Source organism: Bacteroides sp. MSK.18.37 (genome assembly GCF_019129155.2).
Taxonomy (GTDB): Bacteria; Bacteroidota; Bacteroidia; order Bacteroidales; family Bacteroidaceae; genus Bacteroides; species Bacteroides ovatus.
This window is the reverse complement of record NZ_JAHOIB020000001.1, coordinates 3,868,369-3,891,512: the sequence shown is the minus strand read 5'-3', so window position 1 is coordinate 3,891,512 and position 23,144 is coordinate 3,868,369. Positions and strand designations below refer to the sequence as shown.

Sequence of the window (23,144 nt, the reverse complement as noted above, 5' to 3'; positions counted from 1 at the left end):
ATTTTCGAAAAAACACAAATGATTAAGCGAGATAGACGTTTCATTCGTATTTCATTTAAATAAGGAACCAATTTATGCAAAATGTAATATGAAACGAATTCTTTTATGTCTTTCAGCAGCTTTATATTTACTTTTTATCCATGCAGAAAAAATAAAGCATCCAGCCTTACTTTATACCCCTCAACGAATTGAGCAGGCAAAAATAAGTGTCAGACAGGATACACGAATGTCTGAAGCTTGGAATTCAATCAGGAAAACTGCCGATAACCTATTGCAGAAAACTCAATTGAATAAGATAGACTATTTAGCACTCTCATTTCTAATGACGGATGAAAAGAAGTATGCTGATAAAATAAAAGAGATTTTGCAGGATGTCACTGAGGACGAAACTTGGGGCAATCAAGAAATGATGGCTCGTACCCCAGCCTGGAACGCCGACCTTGAGATTGCACATAAAGCTTTTTATGCAGCAATAGCTTATGACGCCATCTATCAAGAACTTTCTCAATCTGAAAGAAGAAAAATAGCTCACGGATTAAAACGTCTGGCAATGGACCCGCTATTAGGTGACTGGATCTTGGAGCCAACACGTATTCATTCACTAAACTCAATGGGGCACAACTGGTGGACTTCTTGTACGTGTATGGGTGGTCTACTTGCACTAAGCTTACAGAATGAATTGGAAGAAGCAAGAGATGCTGTAAAGATTATCAACGAAGTCCTTCCCGAATGGTTTGAGTTTGCAGGAGATGTGCTTCATCAAAAGCCAAAGACCTTTGATGAGGCCGGTGGAATGTATGAATGTCTGAACTATGCAAACTACGGGATTCAAGAGGCTTTATTATTCCGCTTAGCTTGGATGAATACTCACAAGGAAGATAAAGCAATAGAGATACCCCAACTGGAGAAGTTATCAGATTTTTTTGTACATATCTGTTATCCACGTACAGGTATGCTTTATAATATAAACTTCGGGGACAGTCATAAAAACACGGCTGCCGAAAGTAGTCTGATGTTATTATATGCAATGGGGATTCAAAATGATGATATGCTTTGGTATATGAATCAGATAGAGCAAGGGCAACACCGTGATGGATATTTTATCGACCGCCCGATAGGATTTCTCTATACTCCCAATTTGAGTAAAGCACCCAAGGTTCCTAAACTAAAGAAATCACAATTATTCAAAGACTTCGGTTGGGCAACCATGCGCAACTCTTGGGAGAAAGATGCCACAATGTTAGCCGTCAAGTCCGGATATACCTGGAATCATTCTCATGCCGATGCCAATTCATTCATAGTCTTTCATAAAGGAGAGGATATTATCAAAGATGGAGGACGATGTTGGTATGCGAATCCCGAATACCGCAACTACTTCTTTCAAAGCGAGGCACATAATGTCGTATTATTCAATGGCAAAGGGCAAAGACGAGAACAGCAATATTATGGTTCTACCTTAAGAGGATATCTGCATTATCTGTTGGATGCCGGAAATATAAAATATGTGTTGGCAAATGGTACAGGTCCTTATTCGGACCAGTTTAGCCGCAACTTCCGTCACTTTTTGTGGATAGACAACGTCATCTATATCATTGATGATTTAAAAACCTATGAAACCGGTCATTTTGAATGGTTGTGGCATCCGGGAGGAATAACTGAGAAAAAAGGGACAGATCTAAACATTACAAATGGAAATTCTTCAGTAATAGTCCGTCCATTATATCCTCGCACGTTGGCACGATCTAATTTTGTGCATGATTATCCGGACGATTTGTATTGGGAAGTAATAGAAGTACCGACTGAAGATTTGAAAAGTAAAGATAGTTATTATTCTTTTCACTTGCCTGACGAAGTCAATAGAGTGAAAGGTGTGACTGCTATTATTTTAAAAGAGACTCCCGATGAAAAAGAGCTTCCTGAGATTGAGAAACGTGAAGGTAAAAACTGGATTGGTTTACGCATCCGCAATAAGGGTAAGATTACAGATATTTATATTAATCAGTTAGCAGACGGACGATTAATGCATAGCAATTCATGGATTGAAGCCGATGGCTGGTCTACAGATGCTTATATGTTTATAGTTACATATCCGGAAAAGAGCGCTCCGGCAGATGCTAAAGAGTATTTTATTGGTTATGGCAGTTCATTAAAAAGAGGAACTACCTCTTATTTCTCCTCGCTGGCAAAACTATTTATTATTCAGAAAGAAGAAAATAGACGCATGCAGCTATGGATTGATGGCTCCACCAAAGTCAAAGCCTATATCAGAAGTTTACAATGCCCGGTATCTGTGTCTGTTAATGGGGAAAGTATTCCCATAGTCTATGATCATTCAAATCTAAAAATCGAATTATAAAGCGCGAACCAAGTGGAATGAAATGATAGCATCGAGACTATATTTCATTATCAGCCTATTATCAGAGGTTATTATCAAGAGAGCATTGATATTCATTTATTTGAATGTTATACTAACTGTTTGACAATAAAAATAGGTGCAAGCTACAAATACATTCAGTGTGTCGGAATTTCCGACACACTGAATGTATTTAGAAAACATATCAAACAGTCAAAGATGGCATCTCCTATTTTATAGCTACTTTCGTCTGTAATCTTATGTCATCGGAAGCAGCACCAATCATTATCTGAAAAGTTCCCGGCTCCACAATCCTCTTTAAATTCCGATCGACAAGCGAGAAATCCTCTTCGGACAAAATAAACTTCACTTCCCGTTCTTCACCACGCTTCAAAAACATTTAGATGGAAAAGATATAAACAGGATAAATAGTAACTTCTTCATAAAACAAACATAAATAAAAGAAACCTGCTTACCAAAAGAATATTATCTTTTCAGTAAGCAGGCTTTCACTCATATTCAAAAATGCAAAGAGCAAAAACTCTCACAAATTTGTGTGTTCCATTAATTGATAGCTATCGGAGCATCCAACGTCTTAATAGTAATTCCATTTGTAGTACCGTTTATACGCCCTGTGGCATCTTTGATAACTCCACCTTCCTGAGTCTCTGATCCGTCTAGTTTATAATAAAGTGCCAAGCCTTCTGAAGCAGGGTCAACACCCAGCATATTCTGCTTAAGTTGATTTTCCGTACGGGCTACACTCCAAACACGGACTTCACTCATTTTACCATGGAATGGACGTTCACCCCATTTAAAACCATAGATTCTACCAATATAAAAACCCATGTCCGAATTCGGATCAAAACCGTCAATACCCCAATCTGAACCAGCCCATTTCTCACCATTTACATAAATACCTGTTTTTCCTGTCGGTTGATCATAAGTCAACGCTACATGATACCAACGATTTGTTAACAACGGTTTCGTTACACGGTAGTTCTGTCCTCCGGCCACTTCCAAATAATCTTTAGGAGTAATTCCTCCTCCTGCATCACCGATACGGAGAATCATCACACCTTCGGTTCCCATAATCGTATTATTATCGAGGAAATAATCCACATTAATCAATGCTTCGTAAGTGAATGACGAGAAGAAAGTACCGACAGGGAACTTCACAGAAATATAGTGGTTACTGAAATTACCAGCTTTGGTAATTTTCAACGGTTTGGAGAAAAAGAAATATGCAATGTTTGTTCCGGAAAGAGTCGACACCGAAGACGAATGCACCCGCATAGGCAAAACATATGAGTTCCCGGCTTTCAAGGCTTCTAACCCGGAAAGTTCGACTTCTATATTATCCGCATACAATTTTCCACTCGAAATAGAAGATGTCGTACTGCTTAGCTTTACCTGCGAAACATCAAGCATCTCATAATTTGTGCCATACTTTGCATTGTATTCGTCTACTACACTTGGTTCGGCTACACTATATGATACGTCTACCTGAGAGGAAGTTGCTGACGAGAGTCTTGAAACCAGATCAAATGTCATTACATCCATTTCATCTTCCACCGAGAAATTATATTCCTTGCTTTCGAAATAAACCTTAGGCTCCAGCAGGTCATTCATGCTGTCGTTGCAAGCGCCCAACAATAACGCCATACTACCTACCATCAAATAATAGAATATATGTTTATTCATCATCTTTTTACTGTTTTAGAATTTTATAAGTCCACTTATTTCTGCGGTTTATTTTCCGCTTCGTTTTGTTTCGCTTTCCATTCATTGAAAACCCGCTGATTGATTTGAATAGCCTGACGCATCCATTTATAATTTGGCGTATTGTCATAATCATTATCGAAGCGATAAGCTCCTACTCCACCTTTATAACCTTCTTGCGGCATAGCAGCAGCCTGCTTCAGCAATTGACCTCCATTAGTGGCATACTTTTCAAAGTTCTCTGTGCAGATTATTTTTTTAGGATCAACGCCATAACCATCAAAACCGGGATTGGAACTACCATAACTTTGTATAATCCAATAATCGACATACTCATCCAATTCACGGGTAAGCCCATAAATATTTCCATCAATACAGATCATTTTATGTCCTTTACCTTCCGGATCGCTTTTCGGACCAATGTAATTGTTCATCTCTTTAACCAAATGAATCAAATGCTTATTCTGACTCAATGTGCCATCCATATCAAACACACCACTACCGATTTCCCAGTCTACATCATAACCGTCCCATTCGTTTGCATACAAAGAATCGCACAGAGCTTTGGCAAACTTCGCCAGACATGCATAATGGTTTTCACTTTCAAACTGACCTTCAAATCCCCAATATTTCCAACGGGCTTGTTTCTTCGCTGTTTCCAATTGAGCCGCCGACCAGCCTTCTTCCTCCGCTTGTTTTTCCACTTCGAGGTATACCGAATTTGGTGTCGCGCCCTTACCAAGATAAGAAAGCAGACTTACCTGCAACAGTTTCGTTCCTTTCACCTTTTGCACAAACTCTTTATCTGCCTTCTGCTCCGGAGTGATTTCATAACGTCCTGGAGCGCCACTCCACATAGAAACAAAATCCATACTATCGGGCATAGCAGAGAGATATCCTCTTCGATAAGCTCCAGCAGGCGCCCAATTGGAATACCATCCGAAAGCTACGGGACGATTGTAATTCCAAGCAGTCGCCTTATAGGCGCGCAGATTGGCATAATATGCCTCACTCTCCGCATTGTTCATTGTGGCATACCCGCCTATATGGTCTATCTCAATATTCTCCACATCCATGCAAGAAGTTACCATCATGCCTGTCAATGGAATAATATATAACAATTTTCTTAATGATTTCATATTCTTCATCTGTATTAAAATGATACATGTAGGTTATCTCTTACAATCCCACCACAAACGGGTAGAAGACTTATCTTCGCCACCTGCACCGTTATTGAACAACTTCAAGGCTGCTTCATAAATAGCCTTTCCCTCGTTAGTCTGAGAAAAACTGGTGGGATAAATCATACGGCGAATACCGCCCTCAAGAGTTGCGCCTTGCACTGCTCCTTTCAAAGTCTTAATGACATTCAACTTCGGATAACCGGTTCTTCTCCATTCCGTCCACGCTTCCTGTCCGTTAGGAAACAAAGCAATCCACTTCTGAATCATAATTTTTTCCAACTTCTGCTCAGTTGTCCCTTCAAACTTGACAGTAGTCTCACACGGAGCAGAAAGTGTTTGCCCATACTGATAATGGGAAAGAACATATGCCCGAGGTGACAAATTGGAATTCATATAATCGTCTACAGGATCAGTCACACCATTCTCCTGAAAAGACATATCAATGCCCTGTTTATACCATGAATCCGCACTGCCGAAACCTTCCCACACTAAAGCTGCTTCCGCACGCAAAAAATAAACTTCCGATGCACGCAGCCAATATGTAGGAGTTCCACTTTGAATATTGGGCTTTGAGCAAGATTTATAGATATCATTCTGCGCATTGGCATGCCCTGCCGGCACCGCTTGATATGTTTTTCCATCGAAAGCCTCAACACCATAAGAGGCATTACCATCCATCGGCAAAAAATAAACGCTTAAACGCGGGTCTTCATATCCCATCAGATAAGAAAAGATGGAAGAACCCATACGAGCTTCATTATAGTTGCCTGCCAGCCATTCAATGTTGTTGCGAAAAGTCATACCTGCCCCTTGACTCATTTGAGCCGCATCATCCTTAGCCGTCATCACGCCGATAGAATGATTTACTGCTTGAGTAGCATACTTTTTCGCCAGTTCCGCATCAGCGAAGCGGACACGCATAGCCAAACGAAGCATCAGCGAATTGCCATATTTCACCCATTTGGTAGCATCTCCGGCATATACCGCATCATAAGCGCCCATTACATTCACCCCATTTTCCGCCTTTTCTGTTAATTCTTCAATGGCTGCAGTCAATTCTTCAAACATCGCCGTATACACCTCTTTCTCCGAATCGAACGGAATGTTCATTGTAGCGTCCGCCGCATGAGAATAAGGCATCGGGCCGAAACTTTCAAGTGTCTTGTGCCAAGCGGAAATCTTCAGAATTTGAGCCAAAGCAAAGACTTCGGGCGTACCATTTTTCTCGGACGCTATTTTCAATTTCTTCCAAGGATCAAGAGCATTGGTATAAGACTGCGTATAGGTCGCTTTTATCCAATTGTCCAACAAATAATAAGTAGTATTGTTACTACCTGCGTTCCAACCGTTACTGTTGTTCTCGCCAAAAAATCCACTCCAATTATCGGCCGATAGATGATAAGCTATTTGATATTCATTGATAACATCTGTATCATCAGCCTGTGTGCCTACGGGAATCACTGTCCGTTGCATAGCTGTAATCAGCCCTCCGACTTCAAAACCATCCATCGCACCTTCTCCGTCGCTCATTTCAAATTGGTTGGTATTGATTTCTTCAAAATTGCATGAGGCAAATAGCGCCATTGCGCATATCACCGCTAATAGTTTAAAATGATTCATTTTTCTCATAATAAAGAAGGTGTATTATAATTTAAATTTAATACCGAAGCCAAAGCTACGAACACTCGGTTGCATAAAATAATCATTACCTTGTCCGTAAGTACTAGTGGAAGGAGTCAGTTCCGGATCGAACGGAGCTTCGCAATACAACATCCAAGGATTGTTGGCTATAAACGAAACCGTAACATCTTTCAACACGTTACCAAACCACTTATTAGGCATAGTATAGCTAAAGGTAAGTTCTTGCAAACGAATATTAGTGGCACTGTATACATAGTAACCGGAAGTTTCATAATTTCCCGTACCTGTCATCTGATAATAAGACTTCGCATCTACCAGACCTTGTCCCTTCAACAATACGCCTCCCGCTTCACGAGCCTCAGCCGAACGTTTGGATACACCGAAACGATCAAGCAATGCCTCTGTAGAAGAGGTCACCACGCCTCCAAAACGTCCGTTGATCTGGAATCCGAGCCCAAAGCCTTTGTATGTCAACATATTACTCCATCCCATATTGAAATCAGGAGAAGTTTTTCCCAAATAAACGGGTTCCCCCTTTTCCATTCCAAAGGTTCCGTCGCTCTTTACCTCAACATATCCCAAGTGGTCTTTCTTCAAGAAGGTGTTGGCATAAATATCGTGGATACTTCCGCCTTCTTTCAAGATGACACGACCACCATCCTTCAAAACCTCCGGAATATTAATCGGTTCATCCATCAAATCCGTATGATAGTTTTCAACCATCTCCTTAATCTCGTTTATATTACGAGAGAATGTCAATGTTGAAGAGATTCCTAATCCGAACTTAAACTGATCGGAATAGCTTAATGAAGCCTCCCAACCACGATTTTCCACATTACCGGCCTGCAAATAAATCTGCTTGTATCCGGTAAATTCCGGAAGATCACCCAAGAAAGTCTGATTGTATGTATTAGAATGATAGTAGGTTACCTCCGCACTTAATTTATTCCACAACTTCAGACTTAATCCAAATTCGTATGACTTTGTACGCTCTGCCTTGAAATCAGTAAACGGATAGATACCGGTAGGATCTAATGCACCACCCACAATAGGGGTAGTTACCGTACCCGGAGTCAGTCCCGAACGGGATACAGGCGCACCGACTTCCGTATACGAACCGCGAACTTTCAGGTAAGAGATAAATTCGGGCAATTTGACCATCTCGGAAATAATCCCGGATAGACCGATTGAGGGATAGAAGAAAGATTCTTCATCGGTATTCACCAAACGTGAATTCCAGTCATTACGTCCGGTCAGTGTCAAATAAAGCATACTCTTCCAACCAAGTTCCAAATTGGCAAAAACAGCATGATTACGTACACGACTATCACCACCCTTTTCTGAGATACGACCATTAGCCGGATCGATATTAGAAGCCGCAAATTTATTGGGCACTCCCAATAATGTCCCTTTGTATCCTCTCTCCAATGCCCAATAGTTAGAATAGTTCCAACCCGCATTGGCAGAAATACTGAAATCAGCTATATGTTTATTTACGTTCAACATAAAGTCGGCATATTCCTGACGGTCTTCATAGTTATTGTATCCATACAGTCCTTTCTTTCCTTCCGCAAATTTATCGTCGGATGAAGCGTAAATCTTGCGTTCAAACAATACATGTGTGTCATCCATTCTGAAACGGGCTGTCGCATTCAACCAATCGGTAATATTATAAGTCAACCCTACGTTAAACATATAACGACTCTTTTCATTCGTAGCTACATTGCGATAAGCAGTCCAGTAAGGGTTCTGTGAAGCATATACCGGATCTGCCACCGGCCAATACTGAACCGGAAGTTGGCGACTTTCATCGAAATGTTCGAATGACTTAATTCCATCAAAGTCTTCACCACGAGGGAACAAATAGGCGGCCATCACCGGATTCCAATATTGTCCTTGCGATACCATATTCTTGTCTTTCTGTTTCACATACGACGCACCTAAATCGAGTTGTAATTTATCATTAAGGAAAGTTGCCGTATTACGGATTGTGAAATTCAAACGTTCATATTCATTATTAGGCACAATACCTTTGGAATTGGTAGAAGAAACAGAAGCAAAAGTCTGATTCGATTTCGTACCGGTGGTCAACGTAACCGAATTAATAAAGTTTGTTCCGGTATTAAAGAAATCCTTCTTAGGATCATAACTTGTAGGAGTCAACAGTTTCTCACCCCAGCTTTCATACATATCTTTTTTGTTACCATACGTATTTTGAAACTCAGGAGTCATATAAGCTTTGCTGAACTCTGAAGAAGAAGAGAACTGCACTGAAAGTTTTCCTTCTTTTCCTTTTTTAGTGGTAATCAAAATTACACCGTTAGCGGCACTACTACCATACAACGCAGCAGCCGAAGGACCACTCAAAACAGAAAGACTTTCAATATCTTCGGGATTGAAGTCGGCGATTCCTTCTGTTCCGGCCTTACCTTCACCCATAATACCACTGTCGGTATTTCCCATATTGGTATTGAACAAAGGAATACCGTCCACCACATACAAAGCATTGTTATCACCTTCGATAGATTTTGCACCACGCATTACAACACGTGTCGCACCACCAACTCCACTAGCACTTTTGTTAATACTCACTCCGGCTATCTTACCGTTCAGCGAGTTTACGAAGTTAGCATCTTTTACCGTAGTCAGTGCATCTCCCTTGACTTGTTGTACATTGTAAGACAACGCCTTTTCTGCACGTTTGATACCCAATGCCGTTACAACAACTTCATCGAGCACTTCTGTATCCTGCTTCATTACAACCGGATAGAAATCTTTCTTGGAAACAGGAATTATCTGTGCAGCATATCCGATATAAGATACTTTGAGAATAGATTTCTCTGCTGCCTTGATCGTAAAGTTACCATCGAAATCGGTAATCGTACCTGTAGAACTACCATCCACAGATATATTTACTCCAATCAACGGTTCACCGCTCTCATCAGTAACCTTTCCTTTGATATTTTTAAGGATTTGTGCAACTACAGGCTTCTTTTCAGCTATTATAATGTAGTTACCTTGTATTTGGAATGAAAAGCCCGTCCCTTTTAAGATGGTATCAAGTGCGGTTTCGAGGGATGCGTTCTGCAAATTTAACTGGGCTATTACTTTTCCTGTCAATTCGGAATCACTATAATTTATAGACATTTTAGACTGTTTTTCCACAGTCTTTAAGGCATCAATGACAGTAATATTCTTTTGTTGGATAGTTATTTTACTATCATTTTGAGCCAAAGCGAAAGTCTGTATAAGAATAAGACTTAAAAAAGTGAGAAAGACCCGCTTATGAGCTATTTTTTCTGCTATTTTTTCGTAGATTTGTAGCATCTTTAGTATTAGTTAATTGGTTATTATTCTAGGATCATTCAGAATAGCGTCAATATTACGCTAATATTAAAAGAGATTGATTTCATATCCGGGAGGAACGGCCATTCCTTCCGGGTATTTTTTTGCATTACGTATTAAATTTAAAAGGTTCTACAATATATTTATTCTTTACTAGTTACATAACACTTATTTCCCTTGATAACATAGTTTACATTTCCAACAACTTGCGATATAATCTTCATAACTTCTTCCAAATTCGCCTGTTTGGAGAAGCGGAAACTATATGTATTCTTTTTCAAGCTATGAAGGCTATATACAAAAGCATAAGGAAATTTGCGTTCAAGACTTGTAAAAATATCCTCCAGATGCATATTACTAAAAACCAGTTCCCCACGTTGCCATGCCGTCACATCATCTATCTCAGGCATCCGCAGATTGTGCGCTTTCGTATGTTTGTCATACACCAACTGTTCATTAGGCTTTAAAATAATATTGGACAGCAAGTTATTGAATTCAACTTTCACACTACCTTCCAGCAAAGTAGCCATCAGTTCGCTATTTTCCGGATAAGCATTTACATTAAATTCAGTACCTAAAGCAGTAACTTGATAATCATTGGCCTTTACAATGAAAGGATGCTTCTTATCCGGTTTCACTTTAAAGTTGGCCTCACCAATCAAATATACACTTCTAGTCTCTCCTGTAAATTTTTCCGGATATAGTAGTATACTCTTCGAATTCAACATGACATATGTACCATCCGGTAATGTAAGTTCACGAATTTCCGCTGTCGGTATATAGCATTCAACTAAATCTTTTTCCGGCCGTTCCTTTTCCAACATCAAATAAATAGAAACAGATGAGACTGCTAACAATAAAATAGCTGCAGCTCTCCATATAAGCAACTGGTAATTTCTACGTGAAGTGATAGACTGCATTCCCAGATTCTGCCGCATTCGTTGTATTGATTGTTGCATGCCATCAGGCACTTTCTGTTCTCCTGCTTGTTTCCAAAGCTCACGAAGAGCCTCACTCTTTTCATCAACATGCTCCTCATCAGCCAACCACTGTTGCACTTTCTTATGCGTATCGGCTGAATAGTTATTATGGCCGAACAATTCTATGAGTTGTTGAATATAATCTTTCATGAATCTTTTTCTTTCTTTTTGGGCTTTATACACTAAATACAACTACTACATACATACTACTTAAAAATATCAGAGAAAAAAATAAAAAAGAGGAGTACCTTCTTTAATTCGATCAATGCCAAATAAACCTGATGCTCTATTGTTCGGATAGAAACATCGAGTTTATCAGCTATTTCTTTATGACTTAATCCCCTGAAACGACTTAGTTCGAATATCAACCGACGACGCTTCGGCATCTTCTCCAGTGTCAACTGAATAATTAAGAGCATCTCCTTATAATACACACTATTCAATATCTCTTCCTTTTCTGTCAATTCATAAAGAAAAGTTTTTTCTATAACCTCCGTCTGATATTCTTGCTCTACCTGTTGATGTTTAAAGATGTTCAGAACTATATTTCTAGTCATTATGAAAATGTAATTATCTAGTTCTTTATCATTATCCAGCCATAACTCCGGCTGCATCCAAAGCTTACAGAAAACATCTTGAGCCACATCTTCTGCATCACTTTCAGATTTAAGCAGCATTTGAGCTAAGTTCTTTACTTTCGGAAAATTCACAGTAAAAAACCTCTGAAACTTTAATTCAATCTGCTTGTCGTTATTTTCCATCTCTCTAGTATTTTTCAGCGTTAACGGTTAAATTAAATGTACCATGTATAAGGTTAAAGAAGCGGTAATATAATAATTCATTATAAACTTATAATCTGAAAGCAAAATAAAAGATTAATAACACAATAAAAAAATATTATTACTGTTTTTTGATTTTTTTTCAAGTAGCCATTACTACAAAGCTCCCTCAAACAAAACAAATGTATATTACACACCCATAAAAATAAAAAAGGCTTCATGAATCAATGATTCATAAAGCCTATAAAGAATACTCGTACTCGAAGCGGGACTTGAACCCGCACAGCCGCAATGGCCAAAGGATTTTAAGTCCTTCGTGTCTACCATTCCACCATTCGAGCATCCTTTCAAAGAAAGAGCGGAAAACGAGACTCGAACTCGCGACCCTAACCTTGGCAAGGTTATGCTCTACCAACTGAGCTATTTCCGCGTTTTTTCAACGGGTGCAAAGATAAGTAGTTTACTTGTTTCTGCCAAATCTTTTCGGAGGAAAGTTTAAAAAACTATCCTCCGAAAGTCTATTTTATCTTCCAAGCAGTGCTTTCTCCGCTTTCTCCATTCCACAAAAGTTGAATCCATCAATCACTTGCTGCATCAATGCGGAGATTTCTGCATTACAGAGGTTGCCGATACTACCTTCATGAGTATGGTGTACTTCTTTAGTATGCGAGAATTTACCTGCTTCAATATCCAAACCAACCTTCTTATATGCATCACGGAAAGGCATACCTTCACGTGCCAAACGATTTACCTCTTCCACGCTAAAAATAAGGAGGTATTTGTCATCATCAAGAATATGTTCATTTACCTTTATTTCATTCATGATATAGGTTGTCATCTGCAAACAGTCTTTCAGTTCCTGAAAAGCAGGAAGGAAAACTTCTTTGATAATCTGCAAATCACGGAAATAGCCAGAAGGCAAATTATTCGCAATCATCATGATCTGTTGGGGAAGCGATTGCAGTTTATTACATTTAGCACGTGTCAGTTCAAAGACATCGGGATTCTTCTTATGAGGCATAATGCTGGACCCCGTGGTACAGTCATCAGGCAACTTAACGAAACCGAAGTTTTGACTGTTAAACATACAGGCGTCAAAAGCTAATTTGGAAATCGTCCCGGCAATCGTAGCCAATGCAAAAGCAACATTGCGTTCCATCTTTCCACGCCCCATTTGAGCATATACAACATTGTAATTCATTGAATCAAAACCTAATAAGTCAGTCGTCATGGTACGGTTCAAAGGAAAAGACGAACCATATCCGGCTGCTGAACCTAATGGATTACGATTGCACATTTTAAATGCTGCCTGCAAAAACAGCATATCGTCCATAAGACTCTCGGCGTAGGCACCAAACCACAAGCCAAAAGAAGAAGGCATTGCAATCTGCAGGTGTGTATATCCCGGCATCAAAACGTTTTTATACCGTTCGCTCTGACGGATCAAGACATGAAATAGTTGTTCTACCGCTTCGGCAACCTCTTTTATTTGCGTACGGGTAAAAAGTTTCAAGTCCAACAGAACCTGATCATTTCTGGAACGACCACTATGTATTTTCTTTCCGATATCTCCCAAACGACGGGTCAACATCAATTCTACCTGTGAATGTACATCTTCCACCCCGTCTTCTATCACAAATTCGCCTTTTTCGGCCGAGGCATAAATACTCTTCAATTCCACCAGCAACTGGTCCAGTTCTTCTTTTGTCAACAACCCAATGCTTTCAAGCATCGTAATATGAGCCATAGAACCAAGCACATCATGCTTGGCCAAATAAAGATCCATCTCACGATCACGACCTACCGTGAAACGTTCGATATCCTTATTTACCTGTACGGACTTCTCCCAAAGTTTCTGTGCCATAAAAAAAAGTTTAATATCCAATAACTGCCAGCATATCAACCATCTTCTCCAAACCTTCCTGGAGAGGTTTCTGTACCATTGCTTTCATAAATGGATTAAGATCCATTCCGATAGTTACCTTCACTTTGCACTCTTCTTCTGCAGTTTCAACCAATTGAATCCACATATTAAAAGGAAGAGGAGAGTTAGTTGTTGCCAACTTTATACATTTACAAGGATCACGCTCTACAATTTGCAAAGTCAACTTTCCGATAGGAGAGACACTAAAACTCAACGTGTCCGAATCAAAACTCAAATCCTGCACCTTATCTTTTGGCAAACGGTCTTTGACTGCTTCCAGATTACTTAAATCTGAAAGTTTATTATATACGCGCTCCTGGCTGTAAGGTATTACCTTGACACTACTCTCAAAATTACTCATAATTTTCTATTAGTATAAAACAAAAAAAGAACAATCCGGCCAAATATTGCCCGAACAGTTCTTTTTACCAAATATGTTTGATCAAAAAATGAATCTTATTTTCCAGCATCCCAATGAGCAGGGTCTTTACGCCATTCGTTCAATGTCTGTATGTCTTCTTCTTCGATATAACCTGTACGAAGAGCAACATCAAGCACGGCTTCATAATTGGTCAACGTTACCAAAGTCACCTTCGCATTTTTGAACGCCTCTTCAGCTACCGGGAATCCGTATGTATACGCTGCAACCATACCGATCACTTCACAACCATCGCGACGAATTGCTTCAACAGCCTTCAAACTACTACCACCAGTAGAAATCAAGTCCTCTACGACTACGACTTTCATACCCGGACGAAGTTCACCTTCAATCAGGTTTTCTAATCCATGATCTTTGGGGGTAGAACGAACATACACGAACGGCAAATTCAATGCATCAGCCACCAAAGCTCCCTGCGGAATAGCGCCTGTAGCCACACCAGCAATCGCATCCACCTGTCCGAATCGTTCTAATATCAGACGTGTAATTTCAATCTTCACAAAATTACGAAGAGAAGGATAGGACAGAGTTTTACGGTTGTCACAGTAAAAGGGGGATTTCCATCCAGAAGCCCATGTAAAAGGGTTAGCGGGTTGAAGTTTAATAGCTTTAATCTTCAACAGTTTCTCCGCAAATAGTCTCTCTAAGTTTTTCATAACTAAACTAACTATTAATTATTTGCCGCAAAAGTACAGAAATTGAACGAGAATAAAAAGAAGAATCCGTTTATTTTTTCAGTCAATTTGTTCCTCTTCATCGGGAATGTCGATACAACGCTTAATATCTTTCAGTTCAAATCCACGACTCATGGCAAATCGCATCAGCTTTCCATTCAATTCATAATCGTCTGCCGCATGAATACTTTTCCGTTTGGAAGCCAGCAGGTCACGCAGAATAGAAAGGTATTCTTCTTCATCAATTTCATTCAGATAACGCCATGCCACATCAGAAGGGATCTTCTTCATGTAAAGCCCCTGGGCTATTTTCATTTTCCCCCACTTGGCAAAGCGGAACTTGTCATTCACAAAAGCCCTGCAGAAACGTTCATCATCAATGAACTTCTCTGATTCCAGTCGGTCAAGAATACGCGCAATGGTATCATAGGCAATTCCCCAACGTTGTAACTTCTCATTTATTTCTGCCCGGCAATGCTCGGCAGTGGAGCAGTAAGAGGCTACGCGATTTAAAGCCTCTTCATCAGTTAATTGTGCACTCATCGGTTAGCTGTAACTATTCTATCTTTTCCAAATATGTCTTTTATAACACGAACATCACGATATTGGTTCATTTCAAGTATGTGTGCTGTTTCCCGGCCATAAGCCTGGTTGATTTCAAAATAAAGTTTTCCGCCCGGCAATAGCAATTCACTTCCCAGACAGGCTATACGATTATAAAACCGTAAAGGATCCTCGTCAGGAACGAACAATGCCAACCCTGGTTCCCAATCAAGGACATTAGCGTCCATTTCATTCTTTTCCGTTTCAGTCACATAAGGCGGATTACTGACGATCACATCAAAAGACGGCACCTTTTCCCAGTCATCAGACAATACATCTCTTTGCAGAAATCTCACCCCGGCTTCCAAATCTTCATTGTTTTTACGGGCAATAGCCAACGCTTCTTCCGAAATATCCCATGCCTCTACGTCTACATCCGGAAGTTTTTTATCCAGAGAGATCGCAATGCATCCACTTCCTGTACCTATATCTAACAGATGACGGGCATTCGGATTCTCCTTTACTATTAGCTCTACGAGTTCTGCGGTCTCCGGTCGAGGGATTAACACGCCGGAAGCAACCTTAAAATTCCTTCCACTAAACTCTGCAAAACCGCGAATGTACTGTATCGGTTCATTTTTCTGTAAACGGAATATAATGTTTTCTAATTCACGCTGTTTGCATTCGGATAAAATTATATCTTTGCCCATGTAAATATCAAGCGCATCTAAGCCTAACATGTCGCAACAAATCAGCATTGAAAGAGCTTTTATCTCTTCCTGCGGATAGCTTTCCTGCAAAGACTGGCGAATGTAAGCGGTGATACGATTCATATTTTCACAATTTCGGAGTGCAAAAGTAAGAATAATATGGCGAAGAGCACCAAAATGGAAGAAGAAAAATACATGAGGCGTTGCATTGAGCTTGCAAAGAACGGGTTATGCAATGTGCCTCCAAACCCGACGGTAGGGGCTGTTATCGTATGTAACGGACGTATTATCGGCGAAGGTTATCACATTCGCTGCGGAGAGGCACATGCGGAAGTCAATGCAATCCGTTCTGTCAAAGATGAGTCTTTATTGAAACATTCTACGATTTATGTCAGTCTGGAACCTTGCTCCCACTACGGGAAAACACCTCCTTGTGCGGATCTGATTATAGAGAAACAGATTCCACGCATTGTTATCGGATGCCAGGACCCCTTTTCTGAAGTAGCCGGACGGGGGATTCAAAAACTACGGGATGCCGGACGAGAAGTTACAGTCGGCATATTAGAGGAAGAATGTCAATCACTGATTCGTCGTTTTATTACTTTCAATACACTTCATCGGCCTTATATTACATTAAAATGGGCAGAGTCAGCCGATCGGTTTATTGATATAGAACGTACAAGTGGAATGCCTTTGATACTCTCCTCTCCTCTCACTTCAATGCTAGTACATAAAAAAAGAGCGGAGGCGGATGCGATTATGGTAGGCAGGCGAACAGCTTTATTGGATAATCCGTCGCTAACGGTACGCAACTGGTATGGACATAATCCAATACGTGTCGTATTAGACCGCACATTATCTCTTCCGAATGATTTACAAATATTCGATGGGAATGTGCCAACATTAGTCTTTACTGAAAAGAAACAGCCAGCAAGAACCAACATCACATATATCTCCATCGACTTCAATCATAACCCACTGGAGCAGATTATGGAAGTACTGTATCAACGGAAAATACAATCCTTACTGGTAGAAGGAGGCAGTCAATTGCTGCAATCGTTCATTAATGACGAGCTATGGGATGAGGCGTATATCGAGAAGTGCCCCAGCAGACTACATTCCGGTGTTCAAGCACCCCAAATGAACGATAATTTTAGTTACTCGATAGAAGAACACTTCGAAAGACAATTTTGGCATTATGTTCATCGGATATAGCTAAGATAGTTCTATTCAGGGGGTTTTACGTCGATAAAAACAGTGTTATTATCTATAATTTTATATAAAACTTACCTGTAATGTTCATTATCGGAAAAAATGTTTCTATTTTTGCAACTTGTAAATAAACACAATCTTTCAAATGAAAATAAAGTTTTTATCATTCATTGCGAGTTTTTTCATGGTGTCATTTGTTATAACGTCATGTCTTGATGACGATAATAACATCGAATATAGCCCGGATGCAACTATCCATGCGTTTGCACTTGACACAGCAGGCCTTGGGAGTTATAAATTCACTATTGATCAATTATCACGTGAAATTTATAACGAGGACTCTCTTCCTGTTCATGCCGATACCATCATTGACAAGATTTTAATCAAAACATTAACTACGGCATCAGGCGTCGTAACAATGAAAGACAAAAGCGGTAACGATTCTGTCATAAACATCAATGATTCTATCGATCTTCGGGAGCCACTTACTATAAAGGTATGGTCGACAGAAGCCTTAGCGGGAATATCTCCTAATCAAACTAAGGAATATACTATTAAGGTAAATGTGCATCAGCATGATCCCGATTCGTTGAGATGGAATCACGTTGGTAAAATGCAGGATGAGATCATTGGAGAACAAAAAACGATTGAATTCAACAATAAAATCCTTACCTATTCCGTAGTAGAAGGAAAAAATTTGAAAGTATACCAAAACAGCAACTATTCAAATTGGACAGCGGCAGGGACCAATACTACGGGTGATCTTACCAGTACACTACCTAATTCTATACTTCCTTTGAATGGAATCATATTAGCGACCGCTAATAATAAGGTATATGAATCAACAGATGGTGTTGCTTGGACAATTTCTGATAAATTCTCCGGCAATGTAAAAACATTTATCTCAAAAATACCTGTAGATACTGATACTAAAATAACCTATATCAAAACTGAAGACGGAAAACAATATATCTATTCAATATTAGAATCAGAGCTAGGTGCAGCGGATTCAGAAAAAAAGATCGAAGAAGCGGACAAGGAATTCCCTGTGGACAATATTTCTTACACAACCTTTAGTAAAGGAAGTAGTTACTATCGTAATATCATCGTAGGAAAGCATGAACCTGCAATAGAGATCGATATTAATAATAAGAAAGTTCCTATTACTATTGCATGGGGATATGACGGTAATGTTTGGGCTAAGTTGGGAACAAAATCTACAACAGCTTACTGTCCGGCATTTGATAATCCAACCGTTATTTATTATAACGAACTTTTTTATGTGTTTGGAAACGAGTTCGAATCAATCTATGTTTCTCAAAACGAAGGAATAGCCTGGCAAAAAGCAAATAAAAAATTCTCCTTCCCCCATCAGGACTGGAATGAATCTGGTTTTACTCCGAGTATAGAAAAACCAGAATTCAGAGGAAGAAAGAACTATTCTATAGTGCAAGATACAGAGAATAAGTTTATTTATGTTTTATTCGGTAAAGAACAAAACATTACTTTCACTGAAGAAGTAGAAAAAGCTGAAGAAACTCGAGCTACCGAATCTAAAGTCAGGGGGCCTTACAGTCATGATTCAGAAGTTTGGCGTGCTCGTCTTAATCAGCTATGGTTTGATCTGAATCCGGAATATGCCGGTCAATAAAAAAACGTATACGTTTAAAATAAAAAGATGTCCTATATAGAACAAATAGACAAAACTCGGATACCACAACACGTGGCCATCATTATGGATGGGAACGGACGATGGGCAAAACAACGAGGGGAAGAACGTACTTACGGTCACCGTGCTGGCGCAGAAACGGTACAGAATATTACCGAAGATGCCGCCCGTTTGGGAATCAAGTACCTGACACTGTACACCTTTTCAACCGAGAACTGGAATCGGCCGCAAGATGAGATTGCGGCTCTGATGAATCTATTGCTAGAATCTATTGAAGAAGAGACATTGATGAAAAACAATATTCGCTTCAATGTAATCGGTGATTTCAAAAAGTTACCTGTTGAAGTCCAGAAAAGTTTGGCATCATGCATAGAACGTACATCCAAAAATAGTGGTATGTATATGGTATTAGCTCTTAGTTACTCATCCCGTTGGGAAATAACCGAAGCTGTACGGCAAATAGCAACACTGATAAAAGCAGGAGAAATGTCTCCCGAACAGATAACGGATGAATGTATCTCATCTCATCTGGATACTAAATTTATGCCCGATCCGGATCTACTGATCCGCACGGGAGGAGAAATCCGGCTAAGCAATTACCTCCTATGGCAATGCGCTTATTCGGAGCTTTATTTTTGTGACACCTTTTGGCCCGACTTCGATAAAGAAGAACTCTACAAGGCCATTTGGGAATATCAACAAAGGGAACGCCGATTCGGCAAAACCAGTGAACAGATCAGCTAATATAACTCGAAACATCAAATTATAACATAAATGCATTATCGTATTTCCTTTATATTCATAACGTTTGTCTGCCTGTGCTGCTTTGCGACAACAGGCATTGCGCAAAATGCTAACACTGATGAAGACTCGAAACCTGTCATCTTATACTCCGGAACACCCAAAAAGTATGAGATAGCAGATATTAAAGTCGAAGGCGTAAAGAATTATGAAGACTATGTATTGATTGGACTATCCGGACTATCGGTAGGACAGACAATTACTGTGCCGGGTGACGAAATTACTGGAGCAATCAAACGTTATTGGCGTCATGGCTTGTTCTCAAATGTACAAATCACAGCCGAGAAAATTGAAGGTGACAAAATCTGGTTAAAAATCAGTCTGACACAACGCCCACGTATCGCAGATGTACGCTATCATGGTGTGAAGAAGTCGGAACGTACCGATCTTGAAAGCAAGCTGGGAATGGTAAAAGGTATGCAGATTACTCCGAATACCGTAGACCGTGCCAAGACATTAATCAAACGTTACTTCGACGATAAGGGATTCAAAAATGCAGAAGTAATCATCTCGCAGAAAGACGATCCATCCAGCGAAAATCAGGTGATCGTCGACATTGATATCGACAAGAAAGAAAAAATCAAAGTACACGAAATCCAAATCGTTGGTAATCATGCGATCAAGACTTCCAAGCTGAAGAAAGTTATGAAGAAAACCAATGAGAAAGGTAAACTTCGTAACCTGTTCCGCACCAAGAAATTCGTGCCAGAGAACTTCGAGGCAGACAAGCAACTGATTATCGACAAATATAATGAGTTGGGATACCGTGATGCAATGATTGTAAAAGACAGCGTTTCACAGTATGACGAAAAGACTGTAAACGTTTATTTGAATATAGACGAGGGACAAAAATATTATCTGCGTAACGTTACATGGGTAGGTAACACTCTCTATCCGTCAGAACAGTTGAACTTCCTGCTCCGCATGAAGAAAGGTGACGTATACAACCAGAAGTTATTGAACGAACGTGTTTCTACAGATGATGACGCTATCGGTAACTTATACTACAACAACGGTTACCTGTTCTATAACCTTGACCCGGTAGAAGTAAATATCGTTGGCGACTCTATCGACCTCGAAATGAGAATCTATGAAGGCCGTCAGGCTACTATCAATAAGATCAAGATCAGTGGTAATGACCGTTTGTATGAAAACGTCGTTCGCCGTGAACTTCGTATTCGTCCGGGACAATTGTTCAGCAAAGAAGACTTGATGCGTTCTTTGCGTGAAATTCAGCAGATGGGACACTTTGACCCGGAAAAACTGCAACCAGATATTCAACCGGATCCGATGAACGGAACTGTTGACATAGGTTTGCCTTTGACTTCCAAAGCTAACGACCAGGTGGAATTCTCTGCAGGTTGGGGACAGACGGGTATTATCGGTAAGTTGAGCTTGAAGTTTACCAACTTCTCTGTAGCCAACTTGTTGCACCCGGGTGAAAACTACCGTGGTATACTTCCTCAAGGTGATGGTCAGACATTGACTATCAGCGGACAGACGAACGCTAAATACTACCAATCATACAGTATTTCATTCTTCGATCCATGGTTTGGCGGCAAACGTCCGAATTCATTCTCTGTATCGGCATTCTTTTCTGTACAGACAGATATCAGTAGCCGTTACTACAACTCCAGCTACTTCAACAACTACTACAACAGTATGTATAGTGGCTACGGTGGTTATGGTATGTACAACTATGGTAACTATAACAACTACGAAAACTATTATGACCCTGATAAGTCTATCAAGATGTGGGGACTTTCCGTAGGTTGGGGTAAACGTCTGAAATGGCCGGATGACTATTTCACTCTTTCTGCAGAATTAGCTTACCAACGTTATAACTTGAGCGACTGGCAATACTTCCCGGTCACCAACGGTAAATGTAATGACCTTAGCATTTCATTGACTTTGGCTCGTAACTCTATTGACAACCCAATCTTCCCTCGTTCGGGTTCAGATTTCTCACTGTCAGTTCAGTTCACACCGCCTTACTCGTTGATGGACGGTAAAGACTATAAGGGATATTACAGCAACCCTGAAACAGGTAGCATTACCCAGGACAACATGAATAAACTTCATAAATGGATAGAATACCACAAATGGAAATTCAAAGGCAAAACATATACTCCGCTGATGGATCCGGTTGCTCATCCTAAATGTCTGGTATTAATGACACGTACGGAATTCGGTCTGTTAGGTCACTATAACCAATACAAGAAATCTCCGTTCGGTACATTCGACGTAGGTGGTGACGGTATGACCGGTTATTCAACTTATGCAACTGAAAGTATCGCTTTGCGTGGTTACGAAAACAGCTCATTAACACCATACGGTTCTGAAGGTTATGCCTATGCACGTCTCGGTATCGAATTGAGATATCCGTTGATGCTGGAAACAAGTACTAACATTTATGTGTTAGGTTTCCTTGAAGCAGGTAACGCATGGCATGATATCAAGAAATTCAATCCATTCGAGTTGAAACGTTCTGCCGGTGTCGGTGTTCGTATCTTCCTTCCGATGATTGGTATGATGGGTATTGACTGGGGTTACGGTTTCGACAAAGTATTTGGTTCTAAACAATATGGAGGAAGCCAGTTCCACTTTATCTTAGGACAAGAATTCTAATGTATCATCAAAAACTAAACGTTATGAGAAAGTCTGTTCTATTAATCATGATGCTATTTGCTGTCAGCATGGCAGCAAATGCACAGAAATTTGCACTGATCGATACGGAATATATTATGAAGAATATTCCGGCAGCTCAAAGCGCTAACGAGCAAATGCAAGAAGCTACGAAGAAATACCAGAGTGAAGTAGAAGCTCTGGCTAAAGAAGCACAGAAGATGTTCCAGGATTACCAGGCAAAATCTTCCACTTTTTCTGCCGCACAAAAAACAAAGACAGAAGATGCAATCGTAGCGAAGGAAAAAGAAGCAGCCGAGCTGAAGCGTAACTACTTCGGTCCGGAAGGCGAATTAGCCAAGATGAGAGACAAGTTGATTACTCCGATTCAGGATGATATTTATGAAGCAGTGAAAGCTATATCACAGCAACATGGATATGATATGGTAATTGACAGAGCCTCTGCTACAGGTATAATATTTGCAAATCCACGCATAGATATTAGTGATGAAATCCTAAGAAAATTAGGATATTCAAATTAAT

The 23,144-nt window shown here is 40.0% G+C and carries 18 protein-coding genes and 2 tRNA genes; 6 read left to right on the top strand and 14 right to left on the bottom strand.

Annotated features, from left to right (window positions below; all coding sequences use genetic code 11):
• Positions 1-88 precede the first annotated feature (88 nt).
• Positions 89-2,356: a heparinase II/III family protein gene (locus tag KSX81_RS15105; RefSeq protein ID WP_115483786.1), complete on the top strand. Its 2,268-nt coding sequence runs from the start codon at positions 89-91 to the stop codon at positions 2,354-2,356.
• 226 nt (positions 2,357-2,582) lie between these two features.
• On the opposite strand, the gene KSX81_RS15100 is transcribed toward KSX81_RS15105, so the two are convergent.
• From KSX81_RS15100 to prmC, 14 genes are all read right to left on the bottom strand, one after another.
• Entirely contained in the window at positions 2,583-2,747 is a 165-nt protein-coding gene (locus KSX81_RS15100; protein WP_231940575.1) for a fibronectin type III-like domain-contianing protein, read from the bottom strand.
• Between the two features lie 170 nt (positions 2,748-2,917).
• Positions 2,918-4,060 (bottom strand): DUF1735 and LamG domain-containing protein, encoded by a 1,143-nt coding sequence (locus KSX81_RS15095; protein ID WP_004299795.1) that lies wholly within the window; start codon positions 4,058-4,060, stop codon positions 2,918-2,920.
• 32 nt (positions 4,061-4,092) lie between these two features.
• Entirely contained in the window at positions 4,093-5,214 is a 1,122-nt protein-coding gene (locus tag KSX81_RS15090) for a glycoside hydrolase family 18 (protein WP_004322189.1), read from the bottom strand.
• A 33-nt stretch (positions 5,215-5,247) separates the two neighbouring features.
• The gene (locus tag KSX81_RS15085; protein ID WP_004299793.1) at positions 5,248-6,888 is read right to left on the bottom strand and encodes a SusD/RagB family nutrient-binding outer membrane lipoprotein; all 1,641 of its coding nucleotides are present in this window, start codon (positions 6,886-6,888) and stop codon (positions 5,248-5,250) included.
• Between the two features lie 15 nt (positions 6,889-6,903).
• On the bottom strand, positions 6,904-10,227 hold the full coding sequence (locus tag KSX81_RS15080) for a TonB-dependent receptor (protein ID WP_004299792.1): 3,324 nt from the start codon (positions 10,225-10,227) through the stop codon (positions 6,904-6,906).
• A 161-nt stretch (positions 10,228-10,388) separates the two neighbouring features.
• The gene (locus tag KSX81_RS15075) at positions 10,389-11,375 is read right to left on the bottom strand and encodes a FecR family protein (protein ID WP_052587969.1); all 987 of its coding nucleotides are present in this window, start codon (positions 11,373-11,375) and stop codon (positions 10,389-10,391) included.
• Positions 11,376-11,431: 56 nt separating this feature from the next.
• The gene (locus KSX81_RS15070) at positions 11,432-11,986 is read right to left on the bottom strand and encodes an RNA polymerase sigma-70 factor (protein ID WP_217725414.1); all 555 of its coding nucleotides are present in this window, start codon (positions 11,984-11,986) and stop codon (positions 11,432-11,434) included.
• Positions 11,987-12,261: 275 nt separating this feature from the next.
• Positions 12,262-12,345, bottom strand: a tRNA-Leu gene (locus tag KSX81_RS15065).
• A 16-nt stretch (positions 12,346-12,361) separates the two neighbouring features.
• A tRNA-Gly gene (locus KSX81_RS15060) sits at positions 12,362-12,434 on the bottom strand.
• A gap of 93 nt (positions 12,435-12,527) precedes the next feature.
• Positions 12,528-13,868, bottom strand: coding sequence for an argininosuccinate lyase (argH, locus tag KSX81_RS15055; RefSeq protein ID WP_004305025.1), 1,341 nt, complete (start codon positions 13,866-13,868; stop codon positions 12,528-12,530).
• Positions 13,869-13,878: 10 nt separating this feature from the next.
• Complete coding sequence (locus tag KSX81_RS15050; protein WP_004299788.1) at positions 13,879-14,289, bottom strand: SRPBCC family protein; 411 nt, start codon at positions 14,287-14,289, stop codon at positions 13,879-13,881.
• A 95-nt stretch (positions 14,290-14,384) separates the two neighbouring features.
• Complete coding sequence (gene pyrE / locus KSX81_RS15045) at positions 14,385-15,023, bottom strand: orotate phosphoribosyltransferase (protein WP_004299787.1); 639 nt, start codon at positions 15,021-15,023, stop codon at positions 14,385-14,387.
• 78 nt (positions 15,024-15,101) lie between these two features.
• Positions 15,102-15,584 (bottom strand): regulatory protein RecX, encoded by a 483-nt coding sequence (locus tag KSX81_RS15040; protein ID WP_004299786.1) that lies wholly within the window; start codon positions 15,582-15,584, stop codon positions 15,102-15,104.
• Entirely contained in the window at positions 15,581-16,417 is an 837-nt protein-coding gene (prmC, locus tag KSX81_RS15035) for a peptide chain release factor N(5)-glutamine methyltransferase (protein ID WP_004299785.1), read from the bottom strand. Before prmC ends, KSX81_RS15040 begins: the two co-directional genes overlap by 4 nt.
• Before the next feature lie 36 nt (positions 16,418-16,453).
• Between prmC and ribD the strand changes: the two genes are divergently transcribed.
• The 5 genes from ribD (at position 16,454) to KSX81_RS15010 (ending at position 23,143) form a co-directional block, all read left to right on the top strand.
• Positions 16,454-17,509 (top strand): bifunctional diaminohydroxyphosphoribosylaminopyrimidine deaminase/5-amino-6-(5-phosphoribosylamino)uracil reductase RibD, encoded by a 1,056-nt coding sequence (gene ribD, locus KSX81_RS15030; protein ID WP_004299784.1) that lies wholly within the window; start codon positions 16,454-16,456, stop codon positions 17,507-17,509.
• A gap of 142 nt (positions 17,510-17,651) precedes the next feature.
• Positions 17,652-19,157 (top strand): DUF6242 domain-containing protein, encoded by a 1,506-nt coding sequence (locus tag KSX81_RS15025; RefSeq protein WP_004299783.1) that lies wholly within the window; start codon positions 17,652-17,654, stop codon positions 19,155-19,157.
• Positions 19,158-19,184: 27 nt separating this feature from the next.
• Positions 19,185-19,919: an isoprenyl transferase gene (locus KSX81_RS15020; RefSeq protein WP_004299782.1), complete on the top strand. Its 735-nt coding sequence runs from the start codon at positions 19,185-19,187 to the stop codon at positions 19,917-19,919.
• Between the two features lie 30 nt (positions 19,920-19,949).
• Positions 19,950-22,604: an outer membrane protein assembly factor BamA gene (bamA, locus tag KSX81_RS15015; protein WP_004299781.1), complete on the top strand. Its 2,655-nt coding sequence runs from the start codon at positions 19,950-19,952 to the stop codon at positions 22,602-22,604.
• 23 nt (positions 22,605-22,627) lie between these two features.
• A complete protein-coding gene (locus KSX81_RS15010) occupies positions 22,628-23,143 on the top strand; it encodes an OmpH family outer membrane protein (protein ID WP_004305030.1) in 516 nt (171 codons plus the stop codon).
• The last annotated feature ends 1 nt before the right edge of the window (position 23,144 follow it).